Source organism: Lysobacterales bacterium (assembly GCA_014946745.1).
GTDB lineage: Bacteria > Pseudomonadota > Gammaproteobacteria > Xanthomonadales > Xanthomonadaceae > Aquimonas.
In genome coordinates this window covers 1,790,882-1,809,578 of sequence record JADCRD010000001.1, presented here as the reverse complement: position 1 = coordinate 1,809,578, position 18,697 = coordinate 1,790,882, and the positions used below count along the sequence as shown (strand labels likewise).

The following is an 18,697-nucleotide window of genomic DNA, read 5'->3' as shown; positions in this document are numbered from 1 at the left end:
GCTCCGCCCTCGCGCTGTATCGGTGAGAGCACATCGGCGCCTGAGTCACGACAGGCGCGGACGCCGCAGCGCCCGGTGATTGCGCGCTACTCCGCGCTATGTCAGCGTCCGCCTCGGGCCGAACGGGGGCGGGGCATGACCGAAGTCACGCAGTGGATCGCGCGTGCGCGCGACGGCGATCGTGAAGCCGCAGACCAGCTGTTCCGCGCGGTGTACGCCGACCTGCACGGACTCGCCAAGGCCCAGGTTCGCCGCGGCGAGGGCGGTGGGCTTGGCAGTACGTCCCTGGTTCACGAAGCCTATTTCCGCTTGGCCAAGCCTGCCGCGCTCGCGATCAACGACCGCGCCCATTTCTTCGCGGTGGCGGCGCGGGCCATGCGGCAGATCGCTGTCGACCACGCGCGCGAACGCCTGGCCATCAAGCGCGGTGCCGGCGCCGCGGAGACCACGCTGGGCGCGGTGGAGGGCCTCTCTGGCGATGCCCTGAGGCACGAGCAGATGGTGGCGCTCAGCCAAGCCATGGACGCGTTGGAGACTCTGGACCCGCGTCTTGCGCGGCTGGTCGAGCTGCGCTTCTTCGCCGGCCTGACGCTGGAGGAGTCGGGCGAAGTGCTGGATCTGTCGCCAGCCACCTTGAAGCGCGATTTCCGCCGCGCGCGCGCGTTCCTGCAATCTCGCCTGGGTGAGTCCGGTTGCGAACAGGGAGAGCTGCTGGATGCCATCGATACCTGATGTTGCGCTGCGGGCGCTGGCCCAGTTCGATGCGCTGGTCGACCTCGATCCGTCGGCGCAGGCGGCGCGGCTGCGTGCGCTACGCGCCGAGGATCCGGCGCTGGCCGAGGAACTGACCCGCCTTCTGCGCGCTGACGCGACGCCCGAGAGCGTGATCGATCGCGGCTTCCGAGAGGTCGCGGCAACCCTGGTCGACCGGGTCTCGGATGCGCGAGTCGCGATCGCAGGTGCGGCGGGCAAGCGCATTGGGCCGTTTCAGCTCGACCGCCTGCTGGGGCGTGGCGGCATGGGTGAGGTCTGGCTGGCACAGCGGCACGAAGGCGACTTCCAGCAGGAGGTCGCGCTCAAGCTGCTGCTGCGCGGCATCGATGGGGAAGACCGCCTGCGAAGGTTCGTGCAGGAGCGGCGCATCCTCGCGGAGCTGTCGCATCCCGCCATCGCCCGCTTCATTGACGGCGGTGTCGCCGACGACGGCACGCCCTGGTACGCGATGGAGCGGGTGGAAGGCCTGCCGCTGAACGAGTACGCGCGCCGCAACAATCTCGACGTGCGCGCGCGGGTGGCCCTGCTGGCAGACGTCGCTGAAGCGGTGGCCTACGCGCAGAACCGGCTGGTCGTGCACCGTGACCTCAAGCCCTCGAACATTCTGGTGGACGCGCAGGGCCGTGTGCATCTGCTGGACTTCGGCATCGCCAAGCTGATGCAGGTGGATTCCGGTCTCGACGAAACCGCCACCGGCATGCGCGTGATGTCACCGGCGTACGCGGCACCCGAGCAGATCCTGGACGAGCCGATCAGCACCGCCACCGACGTGTATGCCCTCGGCGTGGTGCTGCACGAACTGTTGACGGGCAGCCTGCCGCATCAACGCGAAAGCACCACGCTGCACAGCCTCGCCGAGCGCGTGCGCCACGAAACGGCGGAGCGCCCGAGCCTGCGCTTGCGTGACACCGCGCGCAGCGGCCTCGCCCTCGGCGCAGCAGCCAGCACAGTGACGCGCTTTGCGCGCGAGATTGCCGGTGAGCTCGACACCATCGTGCTGGCCGCCCTGCGTCGCGAGCCCGAACGCCGCTACGCCACGGCCGCCGCCTTCGCCGACGACCTGCGGCGCTGGTTGGCGGGTCGGCCGGTCGCCGCACAGCTGGATACGCGGCGCTATCGCATGCGCAAGTTCGTCGCCCGCCATCGGCTTGCGGTTGGAAGCGCGAGCGCGGTACTGCTGGCGCTGATCGCGGGTTTCGGTACCGCGCTGTGGCAGGCGACGGTCGCGCAGTCGCAGGCGCAGCGTGCCGAACGCGAAGCGGCCGTCGCACGCGAGATGGCGACCCGCAACGAACGCGTCAAGGAGTTCCTGATCTCGGTCTTCCTGCAGGAGAATCCGCTGCGTCGCGATGCGCGCGGCGCGCTCACCATGGCGGAAGCATTCGAGGATGCGCTCAAGCGCATCGACAGCGAGTTCGCGGACGACCCGGCAATGCAGGGCGAGCTGCTCGATGACTTCGGCGAAATCGTCAGCGGACGCGGCGATTTCGCGCGCGCCCGCGACATGTTCGAGCGCGCGCTCGCTATCGCCGAGCGCGCGCACGGCGAGAACGATCCTGCCGTCGCCGAAGCCCTGCTCAACATCGCCGCCGCCAATTCGGGGGAAGGTCGCGACGAAGCCAACCGCCCGCTTGCCGAGCGCGCGATCCGCATCCTGCAGGGAGGCCAGCCCCCCGACACAGCTGCCCTGGCGAACGCCCACAATGCGCTGGCCGTTTCGCTGCGCAACGAGGGCGACATGTCCGCGGCGATCCTGCACACGCAGCGCGCCCTGGCGCTCGCCGGCGGCCCGCAGAGCGCGGAGCCGCTGGTGCCCGTGGCGCTGTACAACCTGGCCACCATGCTGGCGGAGGCCAATCTGATCGACGAGGCCGAACCCGTTGCGCGGCAGGCGATCGCTGCGCTCGAGCGCCAGCAGGGGGTGGATGCCGCCCCCCTCGCCATCGCGCTCACCACCCTCGAAAGCGTGCTCGAACAGCGTGGCGATACGGCCGGTGTGACCCGCCTGACGGAGCGACGCCTGGCGATCGCCCGGCAGCACTTTTCCGGCGACCATCCGTGGAAGTCGTCCGCGCTCGCCGACAGCGGCTGGCAGCTGGTGCTGGAGGGCCGCGCCGAAGAAGGGGAGGCGCGCATCCGCGAGGCGATTGCGGCTTTCGATCGCCAGGGCGATGACGCGATGGCGGCGCAGAGCGCGCGCCGCCGGCTGGCCTTGAGTCTGATCCGGCGCGACGCCCTGGATGATGCCGCCGCGGTCCTCGATGCCGCCATCGACAGCTGTCGCGCGGCTGCGACGCTGGAGAACCAGTTGTGTCTGACCCTTCGCGCCAACCGAGCGCACCTCGCCGCCCGGCTCGGTAACTTCGAGGCGGCACTCGCGGAAGCCGATACGGTTGAGCGCACGCTGGCCCAGCGCTTTGGCAGCGGATTGGACGAACGCGGCCAGGCGCTGGAAGCGCGAGCGGCGGCCTTGGCCGGGCTGCAGCGCCGCGAGGAGGCACGCGCCGCGCAGAGCGACGCGCTGCGCATCTACCAAGCCCTGTACGACGGCAGCCATCGCAGCGTGCAGCGTGCCGAAGAACGCCTGGCTGCGCTGCAGGGCGATGCCGACGAGCTCGCCCGTTGATCGAACGCTTTTTTGCCAGCCTTGGTTCAACGAAGGCGCGGCGAAGTCGCAGGAGTGATGTGGCTGTTGCATCGGAGCCTTGCCGGTGAAAGGCTGCGGACGCGTTGGGCTCGCTGCCATGCCGCGCATGGAGTCGAGTGGATCGCCTGCAGCACCTGTCTTTGGCACCTTGGATGTCTGTGAGGAGCTTTTCGATGCTCACCCGCTGGTTCGACCTTGATCGTCCGGAGCCCGACTGCGAGGTCGTCCCGATGTATCACCGACAAGGATCGAGACAAGGCCTTGGGCTGCGTTCGTGGCCGCAGATGCAGGCAGTGATCCGGATTCAAGCCCTCGCCGTGTTGGCTCTCCTTGCTTGGGCCGCTCCGGCGAACGCAGCTCTGTCGATCAGCGGCAGCGTGGTCGTTGAGCCGCATTCTTCCAGCTTGCTGCGCGGCCAGCAGGCGACGATTACCTACACACTTACCAATACCGGCGACGAGCCGATCGATCTTGCGACGGTGGGGTTTTCCTACCGCAGCTCAGGCCCGCTGAGCACCGCGCTGCCGTTCCAGACATCTGCCACGCCGCCGTGCGTCTATCGACTGCGGGTGCTGCCTGGGCCTCCCGAGGCAGCGGGCGCAGCCAAACGCGCGGCCAAGTGGTCGCCGGTTCCCCCATTCTTGGAGAAGACCATCGAGTTCGCACCCGCTCCCATCGAGCCCGGAGGAACGCGCCGCTGCGTGGCCGGGCTGCGCGTGTCGACGCAGGCGGCTGGGCCGTTTGTTCAGACCTTCAACTTCCAGGCGTCGCGGGGGGCGCAGTCGGTGACGCAGACGCGTTCCGTGGTGTTCAGGCTGGGCGAGTCCGCCATCGCGATCCCTGCGATGTCGACGTGGAGCTTGGCCCTCGCATCAGTGCTGGTGTTGATGATGGGCGTGTTCCGGCTGCAGAGGTGAGGCGCCCCGCCTGCAGCTTCAGGCCGCGGTTTCGCTCTCCGCGACACCGCGTGGCAGGGCCATTCGCCCGACGCCGGCTGCGTCCAATGGCTGCGCAGATCAGCACTGCGCCTTGGCTGTGTGATCGAAGCCTGCGCTTGCAAGCCCAGTACCCGTGAGGGAATGGGTGGAAGGGAGTGGGGCGCACTCGATTTCGCGGAGTTTGCCCCCTCTCCCCCGACCCCTCTCCCACGGGGGGAGAGGGGAGAAATGCATCGAGTTGACGCCCAGCGCGGGCTGCGTCCAATGGCTGCGCAGATCAGCGCCGCGCCTTGGCTGAGCGTTCGAAGTCTGCGCTTGCAAGCCCAGCAACCGTGAGGGAACGGTGGAAGGGAGTGGGGCGCACTCGATTTCGCGGAGTTTGCCCCCTCTCCCCCGACCCCTCTCCCACGAGGGGAAAGGGGAGAACGGCATGCCGCTGGCGAGTCGCGTCAAGCCGGATCTGTGATGCCGCGTTCAGCCCATCTTGAACACGCAGAGCTTGTTGCCATCGAGGTCGCGGAAGTAGCCCGCGTAGAAGCCCGGGAAGCGCTCGCCAACGGCGCCCTCATCGGTGCCGCCCAGCTCCAGCGCCTTGGCGTGGAGGGCGTTCACGGTTTCGCGGCTGTCCACCGCCAGCGCGGTCATGTTGCCGTTACCCGGCGAGGCCGGCTGGCCGTCGAAGGGCTTGATGACGCCGACCGATGGGCCGCGCCCCGCTGTCCATGAGATGAAGCGCGGGCCCTGCATGCCGCGCTTGCCGCCGATGCTGCCGAACAATGCGTCGTAGTAGGCGGCAGCGCGGTCGAGGTCGTTGGTGCCGAGGGTGACGTAGCCGATCATGGAGCACTCCAGTGTCTGGGCGCCGCCGCAGCGGCGCCGGGGTGGGAAGGGCCGCAAGTCTGCGGCCCGGCAGCATGGTGGAAGCGCGAAGGGCGAGGAAGCGCGATGGCGGACGCGTGCGGGGCGGATTCCGCCAACCGTGCCGGTGAACCAGCGCGGTCAGATCTCGATGGTCGCGAGATCGCCCTTGGTCTCCAGCCAGGCCTTGCGGTCGGACGCGCGCTTCTTCGACAGCAGCATGTCCATCAGCGCGCGGGTTTCTTCAGGCGCTTCGACGGTCAGCTGGACCAGGCGACGCGTATCCGGATGCACGGCCGATTCGCGCAGCTGCGAGGGGTTCATTTCGCCGAGGCCCTTGAAGCGGGTGACGTTGACCTGGCCGCGGATCTTCTCGCGCTCGATCTTGTCGAGCAGCAGGCGCTTTTCTTCTTCGTCGAGCGCGTAGAACACCTGCTTGCCGACGTCGACGCGGAACAGCGGCGGCATCGCCACGAACACATGGCCGGCGGCGACCAGCGCAGGGAAGTGCTGCAGGAACAGGGCCGACAGCAGGGTCGCGATGTGCAGGCCGTCGGAGTCGGCGTCGGCCAGCACGATGATCTTGCCGTAGCGCAGGCCGCTGATGTCGTGGCTACCCGGATCGCAGCCGATGGCGACCGCGAGGTCGTGCACTTCCTGCGAGCCCAGCACCGCGCCGCTTTCGACTTCCCAGGTGTTGAGGATCTTGCCGCGCAGAGGCAGGATCGCCTGGAAGTCCTTGTCGCGGGCCTGCTTGGCGCTGCCGCCGGCAGAGTCGCCCTCGACCAGGAACAGCTCGGTGCGCGAGAGATCCTGGCTGGAGCAATCGGCCAGCTTGCCGGGCAGGGCAGGGCCCTGGGTGATCTTCTTGCGGACGATCTGCTTTTCGGTTTTCAGGCGTGCGGACGCGCGCTCGATCGCCAGCTGGGCGATGCGCTCGCCCATCTCGACGTGCTGGTTCAAGAACAGCGAAAAGGCATCGTGGACGGCGTTCTCGACGAAGGCGGCGGCCTGGCGCGAGGACAGGCGCTCCTTGGTCTGGCCCGAGAACTGCGGGTCGGTGAGCTTCAGGCTCAGCACGCAGCAGACGCGGTCCCAGACGTCCTCGGGGGCGAGCTTGACGCCGCGCGGCAGCAGATTGCGGAAGTCGCAGAACTCGCGCAGCGCTTCGGTCAGGCCCGAACGCAATCCGTTGACGTGGGTGCCGCCCTGCGCAGTCGGAATGAGGTTGACGTAGCTTTCCTGCACCAGCTCGCCTTCAGCGGCCCAGCACAAGGCCCAATCCACCGCTTCGGTCTCGCGCTTCAGAGCGCCGACGAACACTTCCGGCGGCAGGTACTCGCGGTCGGCCAGCTGACTCTTGAGGTAATCGCGGAGGCCGTCCTCGTAGTGCCAGACGTCTTTTTCGCCGCTGGCCTCATCGACCAGCGTGACCTTGAGGCCCGGGCACAGCACAGCCTTGGCCCGCAGCAGATGGCGCAGGGCGCGCAGCGAGAACTTCGGCGTGTCGAAGTACTTGGGATCCGCCCAGAAGCGCACCTTGGTGCCGGTGTTGCGCTTGCCGACGGTGCCGATGATCTCCAGCGGGCTGGCGCGGTCGCCGTCGGCGAAGCTCATCCGGTACTCGTTGCCATCGCGGCGGATGGTGACCTCGACCTTCTTCGACAGCGCGTTGACGACGCTGACGCCGACGCCATGCAGGCCGCCCGAGAAGGTGTAGTTCTTGCCACTGAACTTGCCGCCCGCGTGCAGGCGCGTGAGGATCAGCTCGACGCCGGGAATGCCTTCCTCCGGATGGATGTCGACGGGCATGCCGCGGCCGTCGTCGGCGACCTCGCAGCTGCCGTCGGCATACATGGTCACTTCGATGCTCCTGGCGTGGCCCGCCAGGGCTTCGTCGACGGCGTTGTCGATCACTTCCTGCGCCAGGTGGTTGGGGCGCGAGGTGTCGGTGTACATGCCCGGTCGGCGCTTGACGGGGTCAAGGCCGGACAGGACTTCGATATCGGCGGCGTTGTAGCGGCTGCTCATGTGGAACGTCGAGACAGAGGGCGGAAAGCGGATCCGCGGGGGCGCAAGGTTACCTGTTCACGGGCGTTCGGCGTGCGCTCTCCGCCCGGGTTTCGCGAGGCTGCCGCACAGCGGCCGAAGTCAAGCCTCTGTCGGCACTGGACAAGCCCCGGACTTCAAACGAGGGTTCGGCGCGGCTGCGTCGCTCTCGGGGGAGGGCGGGCGCACAGCGCCCTTCTTCGGGGCTGTGCGTGGCCGCTCGACCCTCATCACACACCAGGTGTTCTCCGGCGACGCCTTGTCCAGCCAGCCAGTGCCCGCCGAACTGATCTAGGTGCGCGAGGACGATCAGCTGCGTCTGGCCTGGAACCTCACGGTGGACCGCTTCGCGTCGGACAAGGTCTGGGCCGAGGTGCGCATCGACGCCGAGACCGGCGAAGTGATCGACCTGGCCAGCTACGTCGCCCATGCGCGTGCACCGGCCTTGCGCAAGGGCGCTGCTTCCATCGGCTACAGCGCGAGCTACCGCGTGCTGCCGATGCCCTTCGAGACGCCCCAGGATCCGGGCGCGAGCTTCCAGGTGGTCACCGATCCGCACGATCCGCAGGCCTCCCCGCGCGGCTGGCACGACACCCGCGACCTGTCGGCGGTGGGGTTCGAGTTCGCGGAGACGCGCGGCAACAACGTTGTGGCGCGCGCCGACCTGATCGCCAACAACAGCGCCGACAACTTCCGCGCCCCGGCCACGGTCAACGGCACCTCGCTGGTCTTCGATTTCGCCTTCGACCCCGCTCTGCCGCCAACCAACGGCCAGAACCAGCCCGCCGCGGGCAATGTGCCGCCGGCTCTGGTCAACCTGTTCTACTGGAACAACGTGCTGCACGACGTGCTCTGGCACTACAGCTTCGATGAGCCGGCCGGCAGCTTCCAGGTCAACAACTACGGCCGCGGCGGTGCGGGCAACGATGCGGTCAATGCGGATGCGCTGGATGGCTCCGACGCGAGCCCGCCGAACACCAACAATGCGAACTTCGGTACGCAGCCGGACGGAGCCGCGCCGCGCATGCAGATGTTCCGCTGGACCGCGCCGGTGCTGACCTCAGTGGATGTGACCGCGCCCTTCACCGCGCAGTACCCGGCCGGAGCGGCCACCTTCGGCGGCAGTCTCAGCTCGGTGTTGAGCGGCAGCTTCGCCCTGGTCAATGACGGCGGCGCCGAAGGCGGCGTGCTGGGCTGCACGGCGCTGACCAACGGGGCAGCGATCAGTGGGCGAATCGCGGTGGTCAAGCGTGGCGTCTGCGAGTTCGGCGTCAAGGCGCTGAACGCCCAGAACGCCGGCGCGGTTGCCGTGGTGATGTGGAACAACCAGGGCGGCACTGCGCTGTTCGCACCGGGCGCCGGCACCGCCGGAGGGCAGGTCACCATTCCGGTGTTCGCGATCTCCCAGAACAGCGGCGACGCCTTCGCACTGCAGCTCGCCAACACAGTCGCGCAGGGCAGCGTGGCTCCGCCGGTCGCGATCGCGCCCGACCGCGACAGCGATTTCGACGCGGGCATCATCGCGCACGAGTACGCACACGGCTTGTCGAACCGCCTGACGGGCGGCCCCAGCGCCTCGACCTGTCTGAACAATGCCGAGCAGAAGGGCGAAGGTTGGTCTGACTATGTCGGCTTGATGCTGACCTTGCGTCCCAACGCCTGCGCGGCACCGCGCAGCATCGGCACCTACCCCAGCTTCCAGGCTGTGAACGGGCCGGGTATCCGTCGATTCCCGTACACCCCGAATCGTGCCGTGAACCCCTTCACCTTCGCCGATACCAACAACCCGATCCAGAGCCAGCCGCACGGCATCGGCTCGGTCTGGGCCACCATGCTGTGGGACATGACCTGCGACCTGATGGACGAGCATGGCTTCGATCCCGATCTGGTCCGAGGCACGGGAGGCAACAACATCGCCATGCAGCTGGTGGTGGACGGCATGAAGGCCCAGCCCTGCCGGCCGAGTTTCGTGGATGCCCGCAATGGCATCCTGACCGCCGATGAAGCAAACAATCAGGGCGCCAACCGCTGCACCGTCTGGCGCGCGTTCGCCGCGCGTGGACTCGGTCAGTCCGCCAGCAGCGGGCTCAACACCAATCGCTCCGATCAGGTCGAGGCTTTCAACCTGCCGACCGACTGCGCCGATCACGTGGTGACCCTGCAGGTGGCCGGCGAAGGCAGCATAAGCCCGAATGCCTCGCAGGGCGTGCTGAGCGGCGGCGTTGCCCGCTACAGCCTGACGCCGGCCGCGGGCTTCCGTCTGCGTTCGGTGGAAGGTTGCGCCGGAACGCTCACCGGCAGCGTCTTCAGCACCGCGGCAGTCACCGCGAACTGCACGGTGACGGTGAACTTCGAAGCGATTCCGGTGGGCGTGTTCGCCAACGGCTTCGAGCCCTGAGGGCGGCACGGGAGGCCCGGTCTTGCCGGGCCTCCCGCGTTCCAGCGATTCGCCTCTGGCAGCTGCAGCGGACGGTAACCGTCCCTGCCGACTGCGCTTGAGAGGCGCGCCCTGCGCAGAAGATGGGCTCGCTCACCGCGAGCCGCCGCCTTCGCCGGTAACCCTCGACTCAGTTCGGTGCGAGCAGCGCCGCCAACACGGCCATGCGCACGGCGACACCGTTGCTGACCTGCTCCAGAATCCGCGACTGCGGGCCGTCGGCAACCTCATCGGTAATCTCAAGGCCTCGGTTCATCGGGCCCGGGTGGGTCACGATCGCCGCGGGCGACGCTCGCCGCAGGCGACGTGCGTCGAGGCCGAACTCGCGGTGGTAGTCGGTCAGGGAGCTGATGAGGCCTTCCTCCATGCGCTCGCGCTGGAGTCGCAGCATCATCACCACATCGACGCCTTCGACGGCTGCGTCGAGATCGCCAAAAATCTGACAGCCGTCCAGGGTGGAGTCCTGCGGCAGCAGGGAGTGCGGGCCGCAGATGCGGATTTCGCCCGCGCCCAGCGCTCGCAGCGCGTGCAGGTCGGAGCGCGCGACCCGTGAGTGCAGGATGTCGCCCACCAGCAGGAAGGTGAGACCGCTGAAATCACGGCCCTTGTGCTGGCGAATCGTCAGCATGTCCAGCAAGCCCTGGGTAGGGTGCGCGGCGCGACCATCGCCGGCGTTGACCAGATGCACATGCGGATGGGCCGCCTCGGCAAGCTCGGCCAGCGCGCCGGACTCAGCGACACGGATCACGAATGCATCTGCGCCCATCGCTTCGAGATTGCGGAAGGTGTCGAGAAGGGTTTCGCCCTTGCGCGAGGACGAATGCGCGACGTCGAAGTTCAGCACCTCGGCGCCCAATCTGCGCGCTGCGAGCTGGAACGAGCTGCGGGTGCGGGTGGAAGGCTCGAAGAACAGGTTGACGACCGTCTGTCCGGCGAGGGCTGAGAGCGCGGCGCGACCGTCCAGAGCCTGCGGTCGCAGCGCTTCGGCGCGATCGAGCAGGGCCTCGATCTCGACCCGGTTCAGGCCTTCCAGGCTGAGCAGGTGGCGCAAGCGGCCGTTGGAGTGGTGCTGGAGGTCGGTCATGGGCGCGGGCGGATGGGCGGAGGTTCAGGGGTGCTGGCCGAGCCAGCGTTCGAGGATGATCTGCGCGGCCAGGGCGTCCAGCAGTTCGGCATGCGAGCGTTTGGCGCGACCTTCGCTGCGAGCCTGCGCGAAGCGACGGTCGGCTTCGCGCGAGCTGGAGCGTTCGTCGATCAGTTCCACGGGAAGGCGATAGCGCTGCTCGAGTGCACGCGCGAAGCGACGCGCGCGCTGGGTGGCGGGTTGAACCTCACCGTCGAGCGTGAGCGGTTCGCCCACAATCAGCCGCTGCGGCGACCACTCGCGCAGCAGGCGGTCGCAGTGCGGCCAATCGGGCTCGCCTTCGTGGACAGCCAGTACCGCCAGCGCCCGCGCAGTCATCGACAGGGTGTTGCCGACCGCGACGCCGGTACGGCGAGCGCCGACATCGAATCCGAGCACGCAGAGCGGGGCTGGCGAATCGCCAGCCGTCATGCCCGCCCCGAATAGTCGGTCAAGAGCCGCAGGTCGACGCCGAGCAGGGCAGCGGCGCGGTTCCAGCGCTGCTCCAGCGGCAGATCGAACAGGATGGAAGCGTCGGCCGGCGCGGTGAGCCAGGCGTTGGCGGCCAGCTCTTCCTCCAGCTGCCCGGGCCCCCAGCCGGCGCAGCCCAGCGCGAGCAGGGCCTTGGCCGGGCCCTTGCCCGCGGCCATGGCGGCCAGCACGTCACGCGAGGTCGTCAGCCTGACGTGCTCCGAGACGCGGAAGCTGGAGTCCCACTCGCGGCCATCCTCGGAGTGCAGGACGAAGCCGCGCTCGGGATGCACCGGGCCGCCGCTCAGCACCTCACGTGCGCCGAGGTGTCCGGTGCGATCGTCCAGGCCCAGCTGGGAGAGCACCTCGGCCATGTGGTAATCCGAGGCGCGATTCAGGGTGACGCCCATCGCGCCTTCCTCGTCATGACGACAGATCAAGGTGACCGTGCGCGCGAAGTTCGGGTCGTCCAGCCGGGGCAGGGCGATCAGCAGCTGGTTGCTCAGAGAGCTGGGGGGCGAAGACATGCCGCGATTCTAGCAGGGCGCTTCTGCCGCCCCGCGCAGAATTCGCCAGCGGGTCAGCGGTTGCGCAGCACGTTGCCCGGCTGGAACTCCCAGGTGCGGGTGATGTGCAGGATCTCGATGTCTTCCTTGGTCTCGGGCAGGGGCGGATAGGGTTCGCCCAGACGGACGATTCGCAATGCCGCCTCGTCCAGCACGGGATAGCCGCTGGAGCGGATGATGTCGATGCGCTCGATGCTGCCGTCGCGGCGCACGGCCACCGTCATCAGCAGCTGTCCGAACAGGTTGCGTCGACGCGCTTCATCCGGGTAGTTGAGGTTGCCGATGCGCTCGACCCGCTGCACCCAGGACCGCATGTACGCCGCGAACTCGTATTCGGCGGTGTTTGCGGAGATGAATTTGCGGCGTGGACGCTTGGCATACGACTGGCTGTCGCGCTCGATCTCGGCGGCCAGGCGAGCCATCTCCATGCTTTGCTCCAGCAGGTGTCGCGCGCTGGGCAGTGGCGTGTCTGGGGTGGGGACGCGCTCGGCATCAGGCGCCTGCTGCTCCGCCGGCGCCTCTGCGCTGACCACCTGCTGGGTGCGCTCGGGCTGGGGCGGCGGCGCCGCAGGACTGGCGGGAACGGGTGCCAGCCCCGGGCGTGATTTGGGTACGGGCGACGACACGGGCTCGCTTGGCCGCTCGACCTTGTCCGACTCTCCGCCCCCCTGCTGGCTGCTCTGCGCCAGGAAGTCCGGGTCCTCGGGTCGCTGCTCGCTGCGGGTCTGGGTGAGGATCACATCGAGCGTGGGGCGAAGCGGGGCGGGGTTGTCGACAGTGAAGCCGATACCGAGCGCGAGCACGGCATGAGCGATCAGCGAGAACACCAGGGTTGCACCCAAGCGATCGCCGTCGCCGACCGCGACGACGTTGTCCTTGTCTGCCTGTGTCACCGCAAGCGGGCCTCGATGGCGTCGAACAGCAGGCCGGCGATGTTGATGCCGAACTGAGCGTCCAGTTCGCGGATACAGGTCGGGCTGGTGACGTTGACTTCGGTCAGCCAGTCGCCGATCACGTCGAGGCCGACAAACAGCATTCCGCGGCGCTTGAGTTCGGGGCCCACCTGGGCGGCGATCCAGCGGTCGCGCTCGGTCAGGGGCCGCCCCTCACCGCGGCCGCCGGCGGCGAGGTTGCCGCGGAAGTCGTCGTCCGCGGGAATCCGCGCCAGCGCATAGGGCACGGCCTCGCCGTCGACCAGCAGAATGCGCTTGTCGCCCTGGCGAATTTCCGGCAGGTAGCGCTGGACCAGGGCCAGTTGGCTGCCGCCCTGGGTCAGGGTTTCAAGGATCACCTTGAGGTTGTCGTCGCCTGCGCGTGCGCGGAAGATCGAGCGGCCGCCCATGCCGTCCAGCGGCTTCAGCACGCAGTCGCGCTCGGATTCGATGAACTCACGCAGATGGCGCGGGTCGCGTGAGACCCGCGAAGCGGGAATGCAGTGGGGAAAGTGCAGGGCGAACAGCTTCTCGTTCATGTCGCGCAGGCCCTGCGGGTCATTCACGACCAGCGTACCTTCGGCCTGGGCCAAGCTCAGCACCTGGGTGTCATACAGGTACTGGCTGTCAAACGGCGGGTCGCGGCGCATCAGGATGGCCTGCATGTCCGCCAAGGGCCGCCAGTGCGCTTCGCCCTTCTCGAACCAGCGGTCCGGCTGGTCGAACACCCGCAGAGGCGCGAGGCGGCCTTGGGCCTGTCCGCGCTCAATCGCGAGGTCGCCGCTGGTGGCGTAGTGCAGCCGGTGGCCGCGCCGCTGGGCCTCAAGCAGCATCGCGAAGCTCGAGTCCTTCTTGATGCGGATCCCTTCGATGGGGTCCATGACCATCGCGATATCCATCGCCTCAATCATCTCCTTTAACTGGTGGCTCCGGCCCAAACCGGTCGTCGACGGCGCAGGGCGCGGCCCGATGTCAGCGGCTTCTGACGGCATCTCTGACACGGAGGGTCAGGTTGCCGGGCCAGAAAGCGTGTGCTGTTCGACGCTTTGCTGGCACGAACAGCGAACCATCGCGGAACCCGTCGGGGCCGCATGAACGCTGGCTATACTAGCAGCCGCCCGACCGCGTCCTGCGCGGCCGGGCGGAGTCGGGGCGGGCTTCAGCGAAGCTCACGCCGGCCTCGAATCAAACGCATAGGCCGCTGCAGGGGAGCGCGCCGGTGTCGTGGAACAGGCTTTGCTTGACAGTTCCGGCGACGGCTGGGATATAGCTTCGGATCGCGCGGCCGCAGATGGGCCAGCGCCCTGTGGGGAATGCGAATGGAAGAGAACCAAGGTTCGGCCGGCCTGGAAGGCCTGAAGGTGATGGTCATCGACGACTCGAAGACGATCCGCCGGACGGCAGAGACCCTGCTGAAGAAGGAAGGCTGCGATGTGGTCACCGCCACGGACGGATTTGAGGCCCTTGCCAAGATTGCGGACCATCATCCGCAAGTGATCTTTGTCGACATCATGATGCCGCGGCTTGACGGCTATCAGACCTGCGCCTTGATCAAGAACAATCAGGTGTTCCGCGCCACCCCGGTGATCATGCTGTCGTCAAAGGACGGCCTGTTCGACAAGGCGAAGGGACGCATCGTCGGCTCCGAGGAGTACCTGACCAAGCCGTTCACCCGCGACGAATTGCTGTCGGCGATCCGGCGCCACGTCGGCCGCGGCTGATTACGACCCACCCGCAAGGCCTTCAGGGGGCGCTTTGCACATGGCACGAATTCTCATCATCGAAGACTCACCCACCGACACGCGCGTGTTCAGCCAGATGCTTGAGCGCGGCGGCCACACCGTGCGCGCGGTTGGCAGTGCCGAAGAGGGCATCAGCGCGGCTGAGGCCGAGCAGCCTGATCTGATCCTCATGGATGTGATCCTGCCCGGCATCAGCGGATTCCAGGCGACTCGCTCGCTGTCGCGCTCGCCGAAGACGCAACACATTCCGATCATCATCGTCAGCACCAAAGGCATGGAAACCGACCGCGTTTGGGGTTTGCGCCAGGGCGCCAAGGACTATGTGGTCAAGCCGCCAGCGGAAGCCGACCTGTTGGGTCGTATCCATGCCCTCATCGGCACCGCCCCGGGGGCACGCGCATGAGCGCGCCGGCCGGCCTGCGTGACCCGTTCGCGGTGCTCGCCGACTTCGAAGCGCGCAGCCTGTCGCACGTTGCCGGTGTGCCTGAGCAGGTCGACGCGGCGGGCGCCTGGCGCGGGCTGGGCTACCGGCTGGGCAGCCACATGCTGGTCTCCGCGATTTCCGATATTGCCGAACTGCTGACGTTGCCGACGCCCACGCCGGTCCCGGGATCGCAGTCCTGGCTGCTCGGGGTCGCGAACGTCCGCGGCACGCTGCTGCCGGTCGCCGACCTCAAGCAGTTCCTCGAAGGCGAACGCACCGTGGTGCACGAGAAGACGCGCGCCCTGGTCATCAAGCAACCCGGCGGCAACGTCGCGGTGCTGATCGACGAGCTGTTTGGCCAGCGCAATTTTTCCGACGCGCAGCGCGTCCCCCTGGGAGAGGATGCGGACGGCCGCTATTCGGCCTTCGTCACTGAAGCGTATGCCCTGGGCGAGACGGTCTGGAAAGTATTCGACATGGCAAGGTTGGTTCGGACCACCGAGTTCCGCCAGGCCGCTACCGCCTGAGCGGTATGCGAGAGCAGACGCGGTGCTGGGCACGCGATCAGGCGGCATGTGCGGTCGGCGCAAGAAGCAGGTGAGTTTTGGAAGCGGCGGTTCGAGCCTGAGCCTGCCGCGGCGGTAAAACAGGGGCCGCGCAAGGACTGCGCGGTCGTTGCGAGGTGGGCTCGGGCCCGCCTCGCAGATCTCCGGGGCAGCGGGTGCTGCAGCGGGGGTGGTGGCTGCGGGGTGCGGGATGCACCGCGAGCCGGGTTTTCTGGGGCGAGGACCATATGAGTACGACCATCGGCGCGATCGGCGGCAAGGAACGACGCGGCATCCTGAACTTCTGGATCCTGATCCTCACGGTCGCGATCCTGCTCTTGGGCATCAACTTCTACTTCTCCACGCGCTACGCGCAGCAGGAGGCGGATGCCCGCGATATCGTTGCGACGATCCAGGTGCAGTCGCAGCAGATCGCCAAGTTCGCGCAGGAAGCGGCGGCCGGTGGCCTCGAGTCCTTCGGTGAACTCGAAGGCACCCGCACATCGATCCAGAGCAATCTCAACCGGCTGGTCGAAGGCGATCCGGAGACGGGCCTACCCTCGTTCGCCGAGTCGCTGGGCGGCGTCAGCGCGGCCACCGAGCTGGCGGCTCTGCAGGCGGCCTGGAGTGGGATCGACGAGAACGCCGCGCGCATCCTCGACCGTCGCGAGCTGATCGTGAACCTCGCCGACTCGGCGTCGGCCTTCTCGGCCAGCGTGCCCCAGCTGCAGGGGCAGATGGACGAAGTCGTCCGCGCAATGACCGACGGAGGCGCTGCGCCGACCCAGATCACGATCGCCAACCGGCAGATCGTGCTGGCCGACCGCATGCTTCGCTACGTCACCCAGATTCTGCAGGGCGGTGCGGCTGCGACCTCCGCCGCTGACCGCTTCTCCCGCGACTACGCCATGTTCGGCAACGTGCTGAATGGCCTCGACGCCGGCAGTGCGGAGCAGGGTATCCGTCGTCTTGAAGCTCCCGCCGGCAGAGTGGCGTTGACGCGCGTTGCCGAGGCGTTCTCCGGTGTTCGCCTGGACGTCGAATCCATTCTCGGAGGCGCGACCGACCTGTTCGAGGTCAAGGAAGCGTCCGACACGATCTTCCGCGAGTCCGAAGATCTGCTGCAGCGTGCCCGTACCCTCGGCGCGCGTATCAGCGCCATGGCCGGTGAGCGCACCTTCCCCAGCCTGATCATCGGCGTCATCGCCGCGGCGCTCGCCGTGATCGGCCTGATCGGCCTGCTGCTCACCATCTACCGCGACCAGGCCCGGCGCTTCTCGGTCACCCAGGAGCTGAACCAGCGTAACCAGGAGGCGATTCTGCGCTTGCTGGACGAGATGGGTTCGCTCGCGGAAGGCGACTTGACCGTCCGCGCGACCGTGACCGAGGACATCACCGGCGCGATCGCGGACTCGATCAACTTCGCGGTCGAAGCGCTGCGATCCCTGGTCACCACGATCAACGAGACCGCAGTGCAGGTTGCCGCCGCCGCCCAGGAGACGCAGGCGACCGCGATGCATCTCGCCGAGGCCGCCGAGCATCAGGCGCAGCAGATCACCTCCGCGTCGGCTGCGATCAATGAGATCGCGGTCTCGATCGACGAGGTCTCGAAGAACTCCGCCGAATCCGCGGACGTTGCGCAGCGCTCGGTGCAGATCGCGGCGAAAGGCGCGGAAGTGGTGCGCCAGACGATTCAAGGCATGGACTCGATCCGTGACCAGATCCAGGAAACCTCGAAGCGAATTAAGCGCCTGGGTGAGAGCTCGCAGGAAATCGGCTCGATCGTCGAACTGATCAACGACATCGCCGAGCAGACCAACATTCTGGCGCTGAACGCGGCGATCCAGGCGGCCTCGGCCGGTGAGGCCGGCCGCGGCTTCGCGGTCGTGGCCGACGAAGTGCAGCGCCTCGCGGAACGCTCTGCCAACGCGACTAAGCGAATTGAAACGCTGGTGCAGACGATTCAGGCCGACACCAACGAAGCGGTGAGCTCGATGGAGCAGACCACCGCGGAAGTGGTGGCCGGTGCCCGCCTCGCCGAAGACGCCGGCCTTGCGCTGGGCGAGATCGAGAAGGTCTCGAACGACCTGGCGGACTTGATTCAAAACATCTCCGAGGCGGCCCGCCAGCAGTCCGCTGCGGCGACCAACATCTCGGCGACGATGAACGTCATTCAGGAGATCACGACGCAGACCTCGATGGGCGCCAGCCAGACGGCGGAGTCGATCGGCAACCTCGCGCAGCTCGCCGCCGACCTGCGCCGCTCGGTCGCCGACTTCAAGCTGCCGGGCTGAGGCGAGCAGGGCCGCCCACACCATGGCTTTCGCCACCAGCTCGCTGCTGCCTGACCTGGAACCCGGCCGAATGGAGGATGCCGAGTTCCAGCGTTGGGTGCGTCTGCTGGAAAGTCGTACCGGTGTGACCGTGCCGCCTGAGCGCAAGCCGTTTCTCGAAACCGGACTCCGTCGACGGATGCGGGCGGCCGGATTCAACGACTACGCCGCCTACTACGAAGAGCTGATGGCCGGCCCGCGCGGCCAGATGGAATGGGTGTCGCTGGTCGACCACTTGACGGTTCACGAGACTCGCTTCTTCCGGCACCCGCCCTCGCTGTCGCTGATTCGCGATCAGTGGCTGCCGACCTGGCTGGCGCAAGCTCCTGCCGACCAGTCCCTGCATGCCCTGAGCGTGGGGTGCTCCACCGGCGAGGAGGCCTATACGCTGGCCATGGTGTTGGACGAAGCCCTGATCCATCTGTCGCCGCCACGACGCTTCGGAATCACCGCCACAGACGTCAGCCAGGCCGCCTTGGCCGTAGCGCGTGCCGCGTGGTACCCGAACCGACGGCTCGACGAGATTCCGGAACCCTATCAGCAGCCGGCGATTGAGCCGGCCGAGGCCGGTGGGTTCCGAATGGTCGAAAAGCTGCGCCGCCGGATCGGTTTCGCCTGCGTCAATCTGCTGCACGCGACACGCGCGCCACTCCGTCAACTTGATCTCATTTACTGCCAGAACGTCCTGATCTACTTCGCCCGGGAACGCCGCGGCGAGCTTCTGGACGGCCTTGCACGCCTGCTGCGTCCAAACGGTTTGCTGGTGCTTGGCGCCGGCGAAGTCCTCGGTTGGAACCATCCGCAGCTCACCCGCACCAGTGGACGCCAGACACTGGCGTTCCTGCGCAATTCGTAACG

General features: G+C 67.6%; 16 protein-coding genes. 9 read left to right on the top strand and 7 right to left on the bottom strand.

The genetic code is table 11. From position 1 onward, the window contains the following. Positions 1–135 precede the first annotated feature (135 nt). The 3 genes from H4O13_06905 (at position 136) to H4O13_06895 (ending at position 4,338) form a co-directional block, all read left to right on the top strand. Positions 136–732 (top strand): sigma-70 family RNA polymerase sigma factor, encoded by a 597-nt coding sequence (locus H4O13_06905; GenBank protein MBE5315115.1) that lies wholly within the window; start codon positions 136–138, stop codon positions 730–732. Further along, positions 716–3,400, top strand: a complete 2,685-nt coding sequence (locus H4O13_06900; protein ID MBE5315114.1) for a serine/threonine protein kinase — start codon at positions 716–718, stop codon at positions 3,398–3,400. The genes H4O13_06905 and H4O13_06900 overlap by 17 nt, the downstream gene beginning before the upstream one ends. Before the next feature lie 194 nt (positions 3,401–3,594). Then, a complete protein-coding gene (locus tag H4O13_06895) occupies positions 3,595–4,338 on the top strand; it encodes a hypothetical protein (protein ID MBE5315113.1) in 744 nt (247 codons plus the stop codon). Positions 4,339–4,833: 495 nt separating this feature from the next. On the opposite strand, the gene H4O13_06890 is transcribed toward H4O13_06895, so the two are convergent. Both H4O13_06890 and parE read right to left on the bottom strand, forming a co-directional pair. Next, positions 4,834–5,199, bottom strand: coding sequence for a VOC family protein (locus tag H4O13_06890; protein MBE5315112.1), 366 nt, complete (start codon positions 5,197–5,199; stop codon positions 4,834–4,836). Positions 5,200–5,358: 159 nt separating this feature from the next. Next, positions 5,359–7,248, bottom strand: coding sequence for a DNA topoisomerase IV subunit B (parE, locus tag H4O13_06885; GenBank protein ID MBE5315111.1), 1,890 nt, complete (start codon positions 7,246–7,248; stop codon positions 5,359–5,361). A 313-nt stretch (positions 7,249–7,561) separates the two neighbouring features. On the opposite strand from parE, the gene H4O13_06880 reads away from it, so the two are divergent. After that, positions 7,562–9,664 carry a M36 family metallopeptidase gene (locus H4O13_06880; GenBank protein ID MBE5315110.1) on the top strand — a complete coding sequence of 701 codons (2,103 nt, stop codon included), beginning with the start codon at positions 7,562–7,564 and terminating at the stop codon, positions 9,662–9,664. A 169-nt stretch (positions 9,665–9,833) separates the two neighbouring features. On the opposite strand, the gene H4O13_06875 is transcribed toward H4O13_06880, so the two are convergent. From H4O13_06875 to gshB, 5 genes are read right to left on the bottom strand one after another with little or no spacing between them, the layout of a single operon-like run. After that, positions 9,834–10,787 (bottom strand): aspartate carbamoyltransferase catalytic subunit, encoded by a 954-nt coding sequence (locus H4O13_06875; GenBank protein ID MBE5315109.1) that lies wholly within the window; start codon positions 10,785–10,787, stop codon positions 9,834–9,836. A gap of 24 nt (positions 10,788–10,811) precedes the next feature. After that, positions 10,812–11,258 carry a Holliday junction resolvase RuvX gene (gene ruvX, locus H4O13_06870; protein ID MBE5315108.1) on the bottom strand — a complete coding sequence of 149 codons (447 nt, stop codon included), beginning with the start codon at positions 11,256–11,258 and terminating at the stop codon, positions 10,812–10,814. After that, positions 11,255–11,824 (bottom strand): YqgE/AlgH family protein, encoded by a 570-nt coding sequence (locus H4O13_06865; GenBank protein MBE5315107.1) that lies wholly within the window; start codon positions 11,822–11,824, stop codon positions 11,255–11,257. The genes ruvX and H4O13_06865 overlap by 4 nt, the downstream gene beginning before the upstream one ends. A gap of 53 nt (positions 11,825–11,877) precedes the next feature. Then, entirely contained in the window at positions 11,878–12,756 is an 879-nt protein-coding gene (locus tag H4O13_06860; protein ID MBE5315106.1) for an energy transducer TonB, read from the bottom strand. Then, on the bottom strand, positions 12,753–13,706 hold the full coding sequence (gene gshB, locus H4O13_06855) for a glutathione synthase (GenBank protein MBE5315105.1): 954 nt from the start codon (positions 13,704–13,706) through the stop codon (positions 12,753–12,755). Before gshB ends, H4O13_06860 begins: the two co-directional genes overlap by 4 nt. Before the next feature lie 408 nt (positions 13,707–14,114). Between gshB and H4O13_06850 the strand changes: the two genes are divergently transcribed. The 5 genes from H4O13_06850 (at position 14,115) to H4O13_06830 (ending at position 18,695) form a co-directional block, all read left to right on the top strand. Next, positions 14,115–14,516 (top strand): response regulator, encoded by a 402-nt coding sequence (locus H4O13_06850; protein ID MBE5315104.1) that lies wholly within the window; start codon positions 14,115–14,117, stop codon positions 14,514–14,516. 40 nt (positions 14,517–14,556) lie between these two features. Continuing rightward, positions 14,557–14,940 (top strand): response regulator, encoded by a 384-nt coding sequence (locus H4O13_06845; protein ID MBE5315103.1) that lies wholly within the window; start codon positions 14,557–14,559, stop codon positions 14,938–14,940. A 14-nt stretch (positions 14,941–14,954) separates the two neighbouring features. Then, the gene (locus tag H4O13_06840) at positions 14,955–15,488 is read left to right on the top strand and encodes a purine-binding chemotaxis protein CheW (protein MBE5315102.1); all 534 of its coding nucleotides are present in this window, start codon (positions 14,955–14,957) and stop codon (positions 15,486–15,488) included. Positions 15,489–15,754: 266 nt separating this feature from the next. Further along, positions 15,755–17,800 (top strand): methyl-accepting chemotaxis protein, encoded by a 2,046-nt coding sequence (locus H4O13_06835; protein MBE5315101.1) that lies wholly within the window; start codon positions 15,755–15,757, stop codon positions 17,798–17,800. A gap of 22 nt (positions 17,801–17,822) precedes the next feature. Continuing rightward, positions 17,823–18,695 carry a protein-glutamate O-methyltransferase CheR gene (locus tag H4O13_06830; GenBank protein ID MBE5315100.1) on the top strand — a complete coding sequence of 291 codons (873 nt, stop codon included), beginning with the start codon at positions 17,823–17,825 and terminating at the stop codon, positions 18,693–18,695. The last annotated feature ends 2 nt before the right edge of the window (positions 18,696–18,697 follow it).

Coding starts and splice junctions, on each gene's coding strand:
- H4O13_06835 (MBE5315101.1), top strand. CDS start 15,755: ATGAGTACGACCATCGGCGCGATCGGCGGCAAGGAACGACGCGGCATC.
- gshB (MBE5315105.1), bottom strand. CDS start 13,706: ATGATTGAGGCGATGGATATCGCGATGGTCATGGACCCCATCGAAGGG.
- ruvX (MBE5315108.1), bottom strand. CDS start 11,258: ATGACGGCTGGCGATTCGCCAGCCCCGCTCTGCGTGCTCGGATTCGAT.
- H4O13_06905 (MBE5315115.1), top strand. CDS start 136: ATGACCGAAGTCACGCAGTGGATCGCGCGTGCGCGCGACGGCGATCGT.
- H4O13_06890 (MBE5315112.1), bottom strand. CDS start 5,199: ATGATCGGCTACGTCACCCTCGGCACCAACGACCTCGACCGCGCTGCC.
- H4O13_06865 (MBE5315107.1), bottom strand. CDS start 11,824: ATGTCTTCGCCCCCCAGCTCTCTGAGCAACCAGCTGCTGATCGCCCTG.
- H4O13_06895 (MBE5315113.1), top strand. CDS start 3,595: ATGCTCACCCGCTGGTTCGACCTTGATCGTCCGGAGCCCGACTGCGAG.
- H4O13_06875 (MBE5315109.1), bottom strand. CDS start 10,787: ATGACCGACCTCCAGCACCACTCCAACGGCCGCTTGCGCCACCTGCTC.
- H4O13_06850 (MBE5315104.1), top strand. CDS start 14,115: ATGGAAGAGAACCAAGGTTCGGCCGGCCTGGAAGGCCTGAAGGTGATG.
- parE (MBE5315111.1), bottom strand. CDS start 7,248: ATGAGCAGCCGCTACAACGCCGCCGATATCGAAGTCCTGTCCGGCCTT.
- H4O13_06900 (MBE5315114.1), top strand. CDS start 716: ATGCCATCGATACCTGATGTTGCGCTGCGGGCGCTGGCCCAGTTCGAT.
- H4O13_06830 (MBE5315100.1), top strand. CDS start 17,823: ATGGCTTTCGCCACCAGCTCGCTGCTGCCTGACCTGGAACCCGGCCGA.
- H4O13_06845 (MBE5315103.1), top strand. CDS start 14,557: ATGGCACGAATTCTCATCATCGAAGACTCACCCACCGACACGCGCGTG.